This is a genomic window from Streptomyces sp. NPDC050147 (genome assembly GCF_040660195.1).
GTDB lineage: Bacteria > Actinomycetota > Actinomycetes > Streptomycetales > Streptomycetaceae > Streptomyces.
Genome location: NZ_JBFALJ010000001.1, coordinates 160,807 through 173,933 on the forward strand (window position 1 = coordinate 160,807; position 13,127 = coordinate 173,933).

Genomic DNA, 13,127 nt, shown 5'->3' on the forward strand with positions numbered 1-13,127 from the left:
CACCGGCCCGGCGCTTCTTGCGTTCCCCCGCAGTCCCCCGTTCGGCCCCTCGGGTGGTCATCCCCGAGGCGCCGCCCGTCTCCCCGTTGCCTCACTCCCACCTTCGGCGGGGTGGGAGGAGCGGCCAAGGGCGCCGCGCCGTTCCGCCGCCCCGTGTCGGCGGTACGGACGCCGCGCCCTTCTCCGTGCCCCTCACTCTTCCGTCTTCGCAGGTCGGGGCCCATCCGCGCTGCTACTCATCTCCACCACTAGGTACGGATACTCAGAGCTGGGCACTCATCCCCAGGCCGGGTCGGTCCCGACTGGTTACGATCGCGTCCGTGTCCGTACTCCCCCTGGTCTTCACCAGCGGCTGGGCAAGCGGGATCAACGCGTACGCCGTGGTCCTGCTGCTCGGTGTCTTCGGCGCGACCGGGGTCACCGACGAGGTGCCCGAGGCGCTGCAACGTCCTGATGTGCTGATCGTCGCCGGGGTTCTCTTCGCCTGCGAGGCCGTCGCCGACAAGATCCCTTACGTCGACTCGGTGTGGGACACGGCACACACCGTGATCCGGCCGGTGTCGGGCGCGGTGGTGGGCGCGCTGCTCGCCGGGCAGAGCGGTTCGCTCCCCGACCTCGCGGCGGGCGCGGTGGGCGGTTCGACGGCGCTGGCCAGCCACTGTGTGAAGGCCGGGACGCGGATGGCGGTCAACACCTCGCCGGAGCCGTTCAGCAACGTCATCGTCAGCACGGCCGAGGATCTCGGGGTCGGCGGGATCGTCAGCTTCGCGATGTTCTATCCGGAGGCCGCTGCGATCATCGCGGCGGTCCTGCTGCTGCTCGGTCTGATCCTGTTGTGCTTCCTGGTCTCGCGGATCCGGCGGTTCCTGCGGCGCAGGGCGCAGCGGCGCGAGGAGAGGCGACTGGCGGCGCGCGCGGGACGGCCGCCGGACTGAGGGCTCCCGGCGTGACTGTCAGTGGCGGCCGATAAAGTCCCTGGCATGGCACGGATTGTGGTGATCGGCGCCGGGATGGGCGCGATGACGGCGGCCGCCCGGCTGGCCGTCGCGGGCCACCGAGTGGTGGTCCACGAGCGGTCGGGGACGTACGGCGGCGCGCTCGGCAGCGTCGAGCGGGACGGCTTCGCCTTCGACACGGGCCCGAGCCTCCTGCGGCTCCCCGCCGTCTACCGCGACTTGTTCGTCAAGACGGGCAAGGAACCGCTGGAGAAGTGCGTCGAGCTGTCCCAGGTGGAGCCTGCCGTGCGACACGTCTTCGCGGACGGCACGACGGCCGACCTGCCGAACGCCTCGCGCGCGGGCGTCGGCGAAGCCCTCGACGCGGCCCTCGGCAGCGGCGCGGGCGCCCGCTGGTCGGCGTACATGAACCGCGCCCGCGAGGCGTGGGACCGCACCCGGCGCCCTCTCCTGGAAGAGCCCCTCTGGCCGAACTGGCAGGTCCTCGCCGAGCGCGAGCCGTACCCCTCGGTGCCCCACAAGCGCCTCCTGCGGCGCGAGCGACGCGCGAAGACCCTCACCGAGGTCGGTGAGCTCGAACTGGGCGGCGACGCACGCCTAGTGGCTCTCCTTGAGCAGTACGCCCTCGCGTACGGCCTCGACCCCCGTGCGACCCCGGCGAGCGCGGCGGTCCTGCCCTACATGGAGCACACCTTCGGCGCGTGGTCCGTGCGGGGCGGGATGCGCGCGCTCGCCACCGCCGTGTACGAGCGGTGCCTCGCCCGGCGGGTCGAGTTCACGTTCGACTCCCCCGTCGCCCGGATCATCGAGAAGGACGGCCGCGCCGCGGGCGTCGAGCTCGCCGACGGGACGGCGCACGAGGCGGACTTCGTGGTCGCCGGTGTCGCGCCCGGCGCATTGGACGGCTTGCTGTCCGGTGTGTCCGCCCTGCCCGGCGGATCCGGTGTGAACATACGGGCGGAGGGTGAAGTCCGGCCCCGTTCCGGACTGCCGAGCCGTCTGATGGTCTTCCTGGCCCTGACCGGCGCGCGACCGGGCGGGACGCCGCACCGGACTGTGCTGCACACCCCTGACCGCCAGGACGAGCTCGACCGGCTCTTCGGGGACCGCCCCGGACTGCCCGAGGCCCCCACCCTCACGGTGCTGCGCCCGGCCGACCCCGCGCTCACCCCCGACGCCGGACACGAGGCGGTCACGCTGACGGTGACCGTGCCCGCACACACGGAGGTCACCGAAGCCGACGTGGAGCGGTTGCTCGACCGTGCCGAGGCCGTGGTGCCCGGGCTCCGGGGCCGCCTGCTGTGGCACGAGGTCCGCACCCCCGCCGACATCGCGGAGGCCACCGGCGCCGACGGCGGCGCGGTCCCGCCCCCGTCCCTCGCAGCGGGTGAGGGCCGACTGCTGCACCCGGCCAACAGCACGCGCCTGCCGGGACTTTTCGCGGTCGGCGGCTGGGCCCACCCCGGCGGCGGTCTCCCGCACGCGGGCATGTCCGGCACGCTGGTCGCGGGACTGATCGTGGAGGGACCGGAGTTCCGCGGCTCGCAGTGAGCGGCAAAGGCCTGCGGCGCCGGCGCCGCAGGCCTCAGGATCAGTACGGGTGATCAGTACGGGCAATTAGTACGGGTACCGCCCGTTTCAGTACCGGTACTGCTCGTTGTACCCCGCGTCGTAGCCGTTCCCCTGGCCCTGCTCGCCCTGGTAGGGATACGGCTGCTCCGGCGGGAGTTCGCCGCCGTACTGCCCGTAGGGGTCCTCGACGCTGCGCTGCTGGGGGACCCAGACGCCGCCGGGCGGCGTGTCGTTGTACGTCCCGGCCCCGCTGCCGTAGGGATCGGGGCCGGGGTAGGGCGCGTACTGCTCCTGGCCGCCGTACGTGTCGTAGCTCTGCTGGCCGCCGTACGACTGCGTCCCGATGTACGGGTCGGAGTACGCGGCGTACTGCTGCTGCCCCGTCTCGCCGTACGCGTACGGCTGCTGGGGGTCGTAGCTCGCGGTGGCGTACGTGTCGTAGCCGCTGTCCGCGGCGGCCGACTGCTGCTCTGCGTACGCCGCGTCGCTGTAGACGCCGTACTGCCCGGTGTCGTCGGGCAGCGGCTCCGGCGCGTAGACCCCGGTGCCGGGGGGCGTCTCGGGCGGCGGTCCGGCGGGGCCCGCCTCCTCGTACTCCAGGTCGGAGACCTGGAGCGTCGGCTCCTGGGAAGCCTCGGCGCCCCGCGGCTTCGTCTTGCGGCGCTTGCTCAGGCCGGGCTGGCCGCCGAGCGCCCAGCCGGTCGAGAAGCCACGGCGGAAGGAGAGCGTCACGTACGTCTGCCCGGTGGCGAAGGCGATCGCGCCCGCCCCGATGACGGGCACCGACGGCAGCAGCACGCCGATGACCACGCCGAGGAAGCCGCCGAAGGCGAGCAGCCGCCAGCGCAGCCGCGCCTTGTACTGCAGCAGCACTTCGCCGAGCAGCCACAGCGCGACGCATCCGAACGCGATGTAGAGGACCGTCCAGCCCATGTACGCCCCTCTCCCCACGGCCGCCGCCCTCAGGGGTACGACCGGTCAGGTCTGCGGGTGATGCAGACCCAGATTCTCGTAAATTTCCAGCGTCGCCGTGGAGTTGTTCAGCGTGATGAAGTGCAGCCCCGGCACACCCTCGTCAAGGAGTCGCGCGCAGAACTCCGTCGCGAACTCGATGCCAATGGAGCGTACAGCCGCCGGATCGTCTTTGGCTGTGAGGATGCGCTCTTTGAGCGCCGGGGGGAAGGAAGCGTTGCTGAGCTGGGGCAGCCGCTCCAGCATGCGCACGTTCGTCACCGGCATGATCTCCGGGATGATCGGCGTCGAACAGCCCGCCGCCTCGACCCGGTCACGAAGCCGCAGATACTCCTCCGGGTAGAAGAACATCTGTGTGATCGCGTAGTCGGCGCCGGCGCGGCACTTGTCGACGAAGTGCCGGACGTCGGTGTCCCAGTCGGGCGAGCGCGGATGCATCGCGGGGAAGGCCGCGACGCCCACGCAGAAGTCGCCCGACTCCTTGATCAGCCGGACCAGTTCGGCGGCGTAGGTCAGGCCCTCGGGGTGCTTGACCCAGTCGGCGAGGGGGTCGCCGGGCGGGTCGCCGCGGACCGCGAGCATGTTCCTGATGCCGGCGTCCGCGTACTGCCCGATGATGTTGCGCAGTTCGGCCACGGAGTGGTCGACCGCGGTGAGGTGGGCGACCGGCGTGAGCGTCGAGTCGGCGACGATCTGCTGCGTCTCCTTGACCGTGCCCGCGCGCGTCGAGCCGCCCGCTCCGTACGTCACGGAGACGAAGCTGGGGGCCACCGCCTCGACCCGGCGCAGCGCGTTCCACAGGTTCCGCTCGCCCTTCGGGGTCTTCGGCGCCGAGAACTCGAACGAGTACGTCGTCTTGCCGGTCGCGAGCATGTCGCGCACGGTGCGTGCGCGATCAGTTCTGGTGGAAGCAGTGCCTAGGGCCATACGGGCAGGTTAGCGACGGGGCACCACTACCGGCCAATCCCCGTCCACCCTGCGGACAGCCTCGCCGAAGGTTGGCCGAAGATCGCCGATCAGGCCGTACGCAGCCGCTTCGCGAAGTCGGCGGCCGCGGCCCCCGGATCGTCCGCCTCCGTGATCGCCCGTACGACGACGACGCGGCGGGCGCCCGCTTCGAGCACCTGGTCGAGGTTGCCCGCGTCGATGCCGCCGATGGCGAACCACGGGCGGTCCGTGCCGAGCGAGGCCGTGTACCGGACGAGGTCGAGCCCGGGGGCGTGCCGGCCGGGCTTGGTGGGGGTCGGCCAGCAGGGGCCGGTGCAGAAGTAGTCCACGCCGTCCTGCGTCGCCGCGGCGGCGGCCTCGGTGTCCGCGTGCGTGGAGCGGCCGATGAGAACGTCCTGGCCGAGGACGGCGCGGGCCGCGGGCACGGGCAGGTCGCCCTGTCCCAGGTGCAGCACGTCGGCGCCGATGGCGTGCGCGACGTCCGCGCGGTCGTTCACCGCGAGGAGCTTGCCGTGCCGGCGGGCGGCGTCGGCGAAGACCTGGAGGTGTTCGAGCTCCTCGGCGGCCTCCATGCCCTTGTCCCGCAGCTGCACGATGTCGACGCCGCCGCCGAGGACGGCGTCGAGGAACTCGGGGAGGTCTCCCTGGCGCTTGCGGGCGTCCACACACAGGTAGAGGCGGGCGTCGGCGAGCTGCTCGCGGGCAGGCTTGGTGGCCATGGAAGAGGTCCCCCCGGTCGTCGGTGGCCCGCGGGCCACGCGTCCCCGGAGGGACGCGCGGCCCGCGCGCGACGGTTTTCCGTTTCGGTCAGACGGCGAGCGCCTGGGCGCGGCGCTTCACCTCCGTGCCGCGATTCTCGCTCAGGGCCTGCGCGGGGGTGCCGGGCAGGGTCGGGTCGGGAGTGAAGAGCCACTCCAGCATCTCTTCGTCGCTGAAGCCGTCGTCCCGCAGGAGCGTCAGGGTGCCGGTGAGGCCCTTGACGATCTTGTCGCCGTCGATGAAGGCGGCCGGCACCGCGAGCGCGCGGTTCTCACCACGGCGCACGGCGATCAGCTGGCCCTCCTTGACCAGCTGGCGCACACGCGTCACCTCGACGTCGAGCATTTCTGCGATGTCGGGAAGGTGGAGCCACTCGGGGACGAGAGCATCAGTCTTTGCGTCAATCTCGGTCACGGGGTCAAGCGTATCTCCGGGCACCGACAACGGCCGAGCAGAGGCTCCGGTCGTGCGGCACCGCTACGGCCGCAGTGCCTTCTTCAGCGGAACCGAGGGGTCCGACGCCAGCTCGGCGGAGAGGCGGGCGCTCGCCTCGATCAGTTTGCGGCCCTGCGCCAGGTCCCTGGGGCGGCCCACCGCGAGGACGGCCACCAGGGCCCCCTGCCGCAGCCAGCACACGGTCCAGGCCACGCCCGAGGGGTCACCGCGCCACACCAGCTCGTCGGCGGACGCGTGATGGCCCGCGTACTGGACGAAGCGGCCGAACTGCTCGGACCAGAAGTACGGGACGGGGTCGTACGCCGAAGGGGTCTCGCCGATGATGTTCGCCGCCGCCGTGCGCGGCCCCTGGAGGGCGTTGTCCCAGTGGTGGACGAGGAGACGCTCGCCATATCTTCCCGAAGGGAAGGAGGCGCAGTCGCCGACCGCGTACACATCGGGCTCCGACGTGCGCAGGTGGTCGTCGGCGAGGATCTCCCGGTGGGCGCCCAGCGCGATGCCGGAGTCCGCGAGCCATCCCGTGGCGGGGCGTGCGCCGATGCCGACGACCACCGCGTCCGCGGGCAGCCGGGTGCCGTCGGCCAGGAGCACACTGCCGGGCTCGACGCGGTCCACGCGCGCGCCGGTGCGCAGTTCGGCGCCGGAGTCGGCGTACCAGGCCGCCATCGGGGCGGCGACCTCCGCGGGCAGCGCCCCGGCCAGCGGTCGCTCCGCGGCCTCGACCACGGTGACCGAGCAGCCCGCCTCGCGTGCGGCGGTCGCGAACTCGGCGCCGATCCAGCCCGCGCCGACGACCACGATGCGGTGCTGCTCGGCGAGCACGGGCCGCAGCCGCTCGGCGTCGTCGAGCGTGCGCAGCAGGTGGACGCCGGGGACTCCGGAGGCGCCGGGCAGCAGGATCGGTTCGGCGCCGGTGGCGATGACCAGGGCGTCGTAGGGAACCGGGCCGCGGGCGGTGTCCAGTTCGTGGTCCGCCGGGCGGACGCCCGTGACCTCGTGGCCCAGGCTCAGGCCGATGCCGAGCGCCTCGAAGTCGATGTCGAAGGCGGAGCCCTCCGCCTTGCCGAGCAGCACGGCCTTGGACAACGGCGGCCTGTCGTACGGCTGGTGGGGCTCCGCGCCGATCAGGGTGACCGCACCGGCGAACCCCTGCTCGCGCAGGGCCACGGCGGTCTGCACCCCGGCCATCCCCGCGCCGACGATGACCACCCGGCGCTCTTCCTGCCTCTGCTGCTCGCTCACTCGATCACTGTAGGGCGGCGCACGAGGCGTACCTCAGAGCTCGACCAGGAGATCTCTGACACACCGTCACTGCTCATACCCGGACAGCTCCCCCTACTGCCGCCGAACGCCAGGGGCTAGGGTGGCCGGTGCAGAGCACTCGCGGGAGCCCGGACGCACCGGGCTGAGAGGGAGGCTGGACGGCCTCCGACCGTACGAACCTGATCCGGGTCATGCCGGCGAAGGGAGGGGCTGGACACCCATGCATCCACCTACACCACCCCGTACGACGAGCACGACCGATGTCCTTGTCGTCGGGGGCGGCATCATCGGCCTGGTCACGGCCTGGCGGGCGGCACAGCGCGGCCTGTCCGTCGCCGTCGTGGACCCCGAACCCGGCGGCGGCGCGGCGCAGGTGGCCGCGGGCATGCTGGCCGCCGTCACCGAGCTGCACTACGGGGAGCAGACGCTGCTCGGCCTCAATGTGGCCTCCGCGCGGCGCTATCCCGAGTTCGCCGCCGAGCTGACGGAGGCGAGCGGCCGCGAACTCGGCTACCGCGCGTGCGGCACGCTCGCCGTCGCGCTCGACTCCGACGACCGTGCCCATCTGCGCGAGCTGCACACGCTTCAGCAGCAGTCGGGGCTCGCCTCGGAGTGGCTGAGCGGGCGTGAGTGCCGCCGCCTTGAGCCGATGCTCGCGCCGGGCGTCCGGGGCGGCCTCCGGGTCGACGGCGATCATCAGGTCGACCCGCGCAGGCTCGCGGCGGCGCTCCTCGTGGCCTGCGAGCGGGCGGGCGTGGTCTTCCACCACGCGTGGGCGCAGCGTCTGTCGGTGGCCGGCGACCGGGCCACCGGCGTCGTGCTCGCCGACGGCACCGCTCTGGAGGCCGGTCAGACCGTGCTCGCGGCGGGCAGCCTCAGCGGGCGCCTGGCGGGGGTCCCGGAGGGCGTCCTGCCGCCCGTGCGCCCCGTGAAGGGCCAGGTGCTGCGGCTCACGGTGCCGCGGCGGTACGCGCCGTTCCTGAGCCGCACCGTGCGCGCCGTGGTGCGCGGCAGCCACGTCTACCTGGTGCCGCGCGAGAACGGCGAGCTCGTCGTGGGCGCGACCAGCGAGGAGCTCGGCTGGGACACGACGGTCACGGCCGGCGGCGTGTACGAGCTCCTTCGGGACGCCCACGAACTCGTACCCGGCATCACGGAACTGCCGCTGACGGAGACCCGCGCGGGCCTGCGCCCCGGCTCCCCCGACAACGCGCCGCTGCTCGGCCCGACCGCGCTCCCCGGCCTCCAGCTGGCCACCGGGCACTACCGCAACGGCGTCCTGCTGACGCCCGTCACCGGCGACGTACTGGCCCATGCCCTCACCACCGGTGAACTGCCCGACGAAGCGCGGGAGTTCACCCCCCTGCGCTTTGCCGGTAACCCCCTTACGCAGCGTTCCATGGAGCAGCCCGCATGACTCTCCCAGCCGTTACAGCCGTCTCCGTGAACGGAGAAGCACGCGATGTGGCCGCGGGCACCACGCTCGAAGCCCTCGTCGCCACGCTGACCGCGGCCCCCTCCGGGGTCGCCGCCGCGCTCAACGAAACCGTCGTCCCGCGCGCGCGGTGGGCGACCACCCCGCTCGCCGACGGGGACCGCGTCGAGGTCCTCACCGCCGTCCAAGGAGGCTGAACCGACATGGCAGACGACCCCTTCGTCATCGGCGGGCTCACGCTTTCCTCCCGCCTGATCATGGGTACGGGCGGTGCGCCCAGCCTCGACGTGCTCGAACGTTCTCTCGTCGCCTCCGGTACGGAGCTGACGACGGTGGCGATGCGCCGCCTGGATCCCGCAGTGCAGGGCTCGGTGCTCTCCGTCCTCGAGCGGCTCGGCATCCGCGTCCTGCCGAACACGGCGGGCTGCTTCACCGCGGGCGAGGCCGTCCTGACCGCCCGGCTCGCGCGGGAGGCGCTCGGCACCGACCTGGTCAAGCTGGAGGTCATCGCGGACGAGCGCACGCTGCTGCCCGACCCGATCGAGCTCATCGACGCCGCGGAGACTCTCGTGGACGACGGCTTCACGGTCCTCCCGTACACGAACGACGACCCGGTCCTCGCCCGGAAGCTGGAGGACGCGGGGTGCGCGGCGATCATGCCGCTCGGCTCTCCGATCGGGTCCGGGCTCGGCATCCGCAACCCGCACAACTTCCAGCTGATCGTCGAGCGCGCGGGCGTGCCGGTGATCCTGGACGCGGGCGCGGGGACGGCCTCCGACGCGGCGCTCGCCATGGAGCTGGGGTGCGCCGGTGTGATGCTCGCCTCCGCCGTGACGCGGGCGCAGGAGCCGGTCCTGATGGCCGAGGGCATGCGGCACGGGGTCGAGGCGGGGCGGCTCGCGTACCGGGCGGGGCGCATTCCCCGGCGGCACTTCGCCGAGGCGTCGTCGCCCGTGGAGGGGATGGCCCGGCTCGACCCGGAGCGGCCCGCCTTCTGAGCGTCGCGTGCCTGTCACCGCTCGTCGCGTGCCTGTCACAGGTCGGCTGCAGTCGAGGCGCGAGCGTGCCCGGGCGGGCAGCGGTGTCGGCGGTGGCTCGTAGACTCCCTGCGTGGACACGACCCTTCAGGACCCGCTCATCGGGCAGGTGCTCGACGGCCGCTATCGCGTGGACGGGCGCATCGCGGTCGGCGGGATGGCCACGGTCTACCGGGCCGTGGACACCCGCCTCGACCGCGTGCTCGCGCTCAAGGTGATGCACCCCACGCTGGCCGCCGACGTCTCGTTCGTCGACCGCTTCATCCGCGAGGCGAAGTCGATCGCCCGGCTCTCGCACCCGAACGTGGTGGGGGTGTACGACCAGGGCGCCGACGGGGCGTACGTCTACCTCGCGATGGAGTACATCGCCGGATGCACCCTGCGTGACGTGCTCCGCGAGCGCGGCGCCCTGCAGCCGCGCGCGGCCCTCGACATCCTGGAGCCGGTCCTGGCCGCGCTCGGCGCCGCGCACCGCGCCGGCTTCGTGCACCGCGACATGAAGCCGGAGAACGTCCTCATAGGGGACGACGGCCGGGTCAAGGTCGCCGACTTCGGCCTCGTACGCGCGGTGGACACCGTCACGAACACGACCGGTACGGTCCTCGGCACCGTCTCCTATCTCGCTCCCGAGCAGATAGAGCACGGCACGGCCGACACGCGCGTGGATGTGTACGCGTGCGGCGTCGTGCTCTACGAAATGCTGACCGGCGCCAAGCCGCACTCCGGTGAGTCGCCCGCCCAGGTGCTCTACCAACACCTCCACGAGGACGTGCCGCCCCCGTCGGCGGCCGTCCCTGGTCTCGCCGTCGAACTCGACGAGCTGGTGGCTTCCGCCACCGCCCGCACGCCCGATGTCCGTCCGTACGACGCGGTGGCGCTCCTGGGGCAGACCAGGGCGGCGCACGCCGCGCTCTCCGCCGAGCAGCTCGACGCGGTGCCGCCACAGGCACTCGCGGCGGAGTCCGGCCACGACGGTCACGCCGGTCAAGCCGGTCAAGCCGGCCACGACAACTCGGACGACCGCACGAGCGTGATCCCGCGCGCGGGGCGGTCCGTGCAGCTGCCGCTGCCCACGGACGGCGACGAGGACCGGCAGAACCAGCAGGACCAGCTCAACCGCACGAGCATCCTCGCGTCGCCGCCGCCCGCGCCGCCGGCCGCCCCGCGCCGCAGGCTCGCCGATCCGCGCCGCCGCACGCTGGCGGTGGTCGCCGCCGTGCTCCTCGCGCTCGGCCTCGGCGCCGGGGTCTGGTACATCAACTCCGGCCAGTTCACGAAGGTCCCCCCGCTCCTGGCGAAGACCGAGTCGGCGGCCAAGAAGCGCCTCGGCGAAGCCGGGCTCGACGTGAAGGACGTCAAGCGCGCGTACAGCGACACCGACAAGCGCGGCACGGTCATGGCCACCGAACCCGAGGCGGGCGAGCGCATCCGTGACAACGGCAGTGTGACGCTGACCGTGTCCAGGGGCCCCGAGATCGTCAAGGTCCCCAGCCTGAAGGGCGCGCCCCTGTCCGAGGCGAAGAACAAGCTCGAGGACGCCGGGCTCGCTCCCGGGATGACGAACAAGGCCTTCAGCGAGGACGTCCGCAAGGGCTCCGTGATCGGCACGGACCCGGAGGCGGGCACCAAGCGCAAGGCGGGCTCCGCCATCGCGATCACCCTCAGCAAGGGACCCGAGGTCGACGTCCCCGACGTGACGGGCGACTCCCAGGCGGATGCGACCGCCGAGCTGGAGGACCTGGGCCTGAAGGTCGAGATCGCGCCGAAGCGGGTCCACTCCGACGAGGACAAGGGCACGGTCGTCGACCAGTCCCCCAGGGAGGACCAGAAGCGGCTCGCCGAGGGCGACACGGTCAAGCTGACGCTGTCCAAGGGCCCGGAGATGATCGAGGTCCCGGACGTCGAGGGCATGAGCGTCGACGACGCCAAGGGGGAGCTGGAGGACGCCGGGTTCGACGTCGACGAGGACCGCGGCCTGCTCGGCCTCTTCGGGGACACCGTGAAGGGCCAGTCCGTCGAGGGTGGCGACAAGGCTCCCAAGGGCTCCACGATCACCATCGAGATCCGTTGACCCCTCGATCCGTCTCCCGTTGACCCCTTGGCCCCTTGGCCCCTTGATCCATTGACGGGACACTCACGCGCGCATGCCACCCTTGAGCGTGTGAGCAGCAACAAGTCCCCCAGCACCCCGTCCCGCGGCACCTTGCCCCGCAACCCCGTCGGCGGTCACGTCCCCGTGGCCGGCGGTCTCGCCTCCGTGGGGCTTTCGTACGCCCGTGACCTGGGCGCCGAGGCCGTCCAGGTCTTCGTGGCCAACCCGCGGGGCTGGGCCACGCCGCCCGGCAACCCGAAGCAGGACGAGGAGTTCCGCGCGGCCTGCGCCGCCGAGGGGATTCCCGCGTACGTCCACGCGCCCTACCTCATCAACTTCGGCTCGCACACCGAGGCGACCGTCGAGAAGTCCGTGGAGTCCCTGCGCCACTCGCTGCGCCGGGCCCGCGCGATCGGCGCGCTCGGCGTCGTCGTGCACACCGGCTCCGCGACCGGCGGCCGGGACCGCGCCGTCGCCCTGAAGCAGGTGCGCGACCGGATGCTGCCGCTGCTGGACGAGCTGACGCACGACGACGACCCGTTCCTGCTTCTGGAGTCGACGGCGGGACAGGGCTTCTCTCTCTGCTCGCGCACCTGGGACTTCGGCCCGTACTTCGAGGCGCTGGACGCCCACCCGAAGCTGGGGATCTGCCTGGACACCTGCCACATCTTCGCGGCGGGCCACGACCTGGCAGGGCCCGGCGGCATGAAGCAGACCCTGGACCTCCTCGTGGACACCGTCGGCGAGGGCCGCCTGAAGCTGGTGCACGCCAACGACTCCAAGGACGTGGCGGGCGCCCACAAGGACCGTCACGAGAACATCGGCACCGGCCACATCGGCGAGGAGCCCTTCCGCGAGCTGATGCTTCACCCCGCGACCGAGAACGTGCCGCTGGTCATCGAGACGCCCGGCGGCAAGGAGGGGCACGCGGCGGACGTGGCGCGCCTGAAGGAGCTCAGGGGCAGCTAGGCGGGAGCGATGGACGCGCAGCCGCCAGGAGATCAGAGCTCGGGGCCGTCCCCGGGCTCTTCCTGGTACGAGTAGCGCTGCTCGGTCCACGGGTCGCCGACGTTGTGATAGCCGCGCTCCTCCCAGAAGCCGCGGCGGTCGGCGGTCATGTACTCGACGCCACGGACCCATTTGGGACCCTTCCAGGCGTACAGATGAGGCACTACGAGCCGCAGCGGAAACCCATGCTCCGCGGTCAGCAGCTCGCCCCCTTTATGGGTGGCGAAAATCGTGCGCTCGTCCATGAAATCGGCCATCCGCAGATTCGAGCTGAAGCCGTACTCGGCCCAGACCATCACGTGGGTGGCGTCGGGCGCCGGCGGGGCGATCTCCAGCAGAGCCCGCGCGGGCACACCGCCCCATTCGGCGCCGAGCATGCTGAACTTCGTGACGCAGTGCAGATCGCCGACCACGGTGGCGTACGGCAGAGCCGAGAACTCCTCGTGCGTCCAGCAGTGTTTGTCCCCGTCGGCGGTGGCCCCGAAGACCCTGAACTCCCAGCGCTCCGGGCGGAACTTCGGCACCGGGCCGTAGTGGGTGACCGGCCAGCCCCTTTGCAGTCGCTGCCCCGGTGGGAGCTGTGGCTCCACTGCTCCCCGAGATGCGCGATCCGCCGACTGACCCATGAG

Annotated in this window: 13 protein-coding genes and 1 riboswitch; of the genes, 7 read left to right on the forward strand and 6 right to left on the reverse strand. The window is 72.3% G+C overall.

What is annotated here, in order from left to right:
• Window positions 1-320: 320 nt before the first annotated feature.
• Together AB0I94_RS00720 and AB0I94_RS00725 are read left to right on the forward strand one after the other, a co-directional pair.
• Window positions 321-935: a DUF4126 domain-containing protein gene (locus tag AB0I94_RS00720; RefSeq protein WP_363307191.1), complete on the forward strand. Its 615-nt coding sequence runs from the start codon at window positions 321-323 to the stop codon at window positions 933-935.
• Window positions 936-980: 45 nt separating this feature from the next.
• Window positions 981-2,507, forward strand: coding sequence for an NAD(P)/FAD-dependent oxidoreductase (locus AB0I94_RS00725; RefSeq protein ID WP_363307192.1), 1,527 nt, complete (start codon window positions 981-983; stop codon window positions 2,505-2,507).
• Window positions 2,508-2,594: 87 nt separating this feature from the next.
• Here AB0I94_RS00725 and AB0I94_RS00730 read toward each other — a convergent pair whose 3' ends face one another.
• The 5 genes from AB0I94_RS00730 to AB0I94_RS00750 form a co-directional block, all read right to left on the reverse strand.
• Complete coding sequence (locus AB0I94_RS00730; protein ID WP_363307193.1) at window positions 2,595-3,461, reverse strand: hypothetical protein; 867 nt, start codon at window positions 3,459-3,461, stop codon at window positions 2,595-2,597.
• Window positions 3,462-3,506: 45 nt separating this feature from the next.
• Window positions 3,507-4,427, reverse strand: coding sequence for a methylenetetrahydrofolate reductase [NAD(P)H] (metF, locus tag AB0I94_RS00735; RefSeq protein WP_363307194.1), 921 nt, complete (start codon window positions 4,425-4,427; stop codon window positions 3,507-3,509).
• 89 nt (window positions 4,428-4,516) lie between these two features.
• Window positions 4,517-5,167 carry a thiamine phosphate synthase gene (gene thiE / locus AB0I94_RS00740; protein WP_363307195.1) on the reverse strand — a complete coding sequence of 217 codons (651 nt, stop codon included), beginning with the start codon at window positions 5,165-5,167 and terminating at the stop codon, window positions 4,517-4,519.
• A gap of 88 nt (window positions 5,168-5,255) precedes the next feature.
• Window positions 5,256-5,621: an Rv2175c family DNA-binding protein gene (locus tag AB0I94_RS00745; RefSeq protein ID WP_249590410.1), complete on the reverse strand. Its 366-nt coding sequence runs from the start codon at window positions 5,619-5,621 to the stop codon at window positions 5,256-5,258.
• A 63-nt stretch (window positions 5,622-5,684) separates the two neighbouring features.
• Window positions 5,685-6,905, reverse strand: coding sequence for an FAD-dependent oxidoreductase (locus AB0I94_RS00750; RefSeq protein WP_363307196.1), 1,221 nt, complete (start codon window positions 6,903-6,905; stop codon window positions 5,685-5,687).
• A gap of 131 nt (window positions 6,906-7,036) precedes the next feature.
• A riboswitch (TPP riboswitch) is annotated at window positions 7,037-7,149 on the forward strand.
• Between AB0I94_RS00750 and thiO the strand changes: the two genes are divergently transcribed.
• From thiO to AB0I94_RS00775, 5 genes are all read left to right on the forward strand, one after another.
• The gene (gene thiO / locus AB0I94_RS00755) at window positions 7,147-8,343 is read left to right on the forward strand and encodes a glycine oxidase ThiO (RefSeq protein WP_363307197.1); all 1,197 of its coding nucleotides are present in this window, start codon (window positions 7,147-7,149) and stop codon (window positions 8,341-8,343) included. It overlaps the preceding riboswitch by 3 nt.
• Window positions 8,340-8,558: a sulfur carrier protein ThiS gene (thiS, locus tag AB0I94_RS00760; RefSeq protein ID WP_363307198.1), complete on the forward strand. Its 219-nt coding sequence runs from the start codon at window positions 8,340-8,342 to the stop codon at window positions 8,556-8,558. Before thiO ends, thiS begins: the two co-directional genes overlap by 4 nt.
• Window positions 8,559-8,564: 6 nt before the next feature.
• Window positions 8,565-9,359 carry a thiazole synthase gene (locus AB0I94_RS00765; RefSeq protein WP_363307199.1) on the forward strand — a complete coding sequence of 265 codons (795 nt, stop codon included), beginning with the start codon at window positions 8,565-8,567 and terminating at the stop codon, window positions 9,357-9,359.
• Between the two features lie 112 nt (window positions 9,360-9,471).
• The gene (pknB, locus tag AB0I94_RS00770) at window positions 9,472-11,469 is read left to right on the forward strand and encodes a Stk1 family PASTA domain-containing Ser/Thr kinase (RefSeq protein WP_363307200.1); all 1,998 of its coding nucleotides are present in this window, start codon (window positions 9,472-9,474) and stop codon (window positions 11,467-11,469) included.
• A 90-nt stretch (window positions 11,470-11,559) separates the two neighbouring features.
• Entirely contained in the window at window positions 11,560-12,459 is a 900-nt protein-coding gene (locus AB0I94_RS00775) for a deoxyribonuclease IV (RefSeq protein ID WP_363307201.1), read from the forward strand.
• 32 nt (window positions 12,460-12,491) lie between these two features.
• Here the strand turns inward: AB0I94_RS00775 and AB0I94_RS00780 are convergent, their stop codons facing one another.
• Complete coding sequence (locus AB0I94_RS00780; RefSeq protein ID WP_363307202.1) at window positions 12,492-13,124, reverse strand: sulfite oxidase-like oxidoreductase; 633 nt, start codon at window positions 13,122-13,124, stop codon at window positions 12,492-12,494.
• Between the last annotated feature and the right edge of the window lie 3 nt (window positions 13,125-13,127).

Excerpts from the sequence above, each read along its gene's own strand:
- AB0I94_RS00725 (WP_363307192.1), top strand. The coding sequence starts at position 981 with ATGGCACGGATTGTGGTGATCGGCGCCGGGATGGGCGCGATGACGGCG.
- AB0I94_RS00730 (WP_363307193.1), bottom strand. The coding sequence starts at position 3,461 with ATGGGCTGGACGGTCCTCTACATCGCGTTCGGATGCGTCGCGCTGTGG.
- metF (WP_363307194.1), bottom strand. The coding sequence starts at position 4,427 with ATGGCCCTAGGCACTGCTTCCACCAGAACTGATCGCGCACGCACCGTG.
- thiE (WP_363307195.1), bottom strand. The coding sequence starts at position 5,167 with ATGGCCACCAAGCCTGCCCGCGAGCAGCTCGCCGACGCCCGCCTCTAC.
- thiO (WP_363307197.1), top strand. The coding sequence starts at position 7,147 with ATGCATCCACCTACACCACCCCGTACGACGAGCACGACCGATGTCCTT.
- thiS (WP_363307198.1), top strand. The coding sequence starts at position 8,340 with ATGACTCTCCCAGCCGTTACAGCCGTCTCCGTGAACGGAGAAGCACGC.
- AB0I94_RS00765 (WP_363307199.1), top strand. The coding sequence starts at position 8,565 with ATGGCAGACGACCCCTTCGTCATCGGCGGGCTCACGCTTTCCTCCCGC.
- AB0I94_RS00780 (WP_363307202.1), bottom strand. The coding sequence starts at position 13,124 with ATGGGTCAGTCGGCGGATCGCGCATCTCGGGGAGCAGTGGAGCCACAG.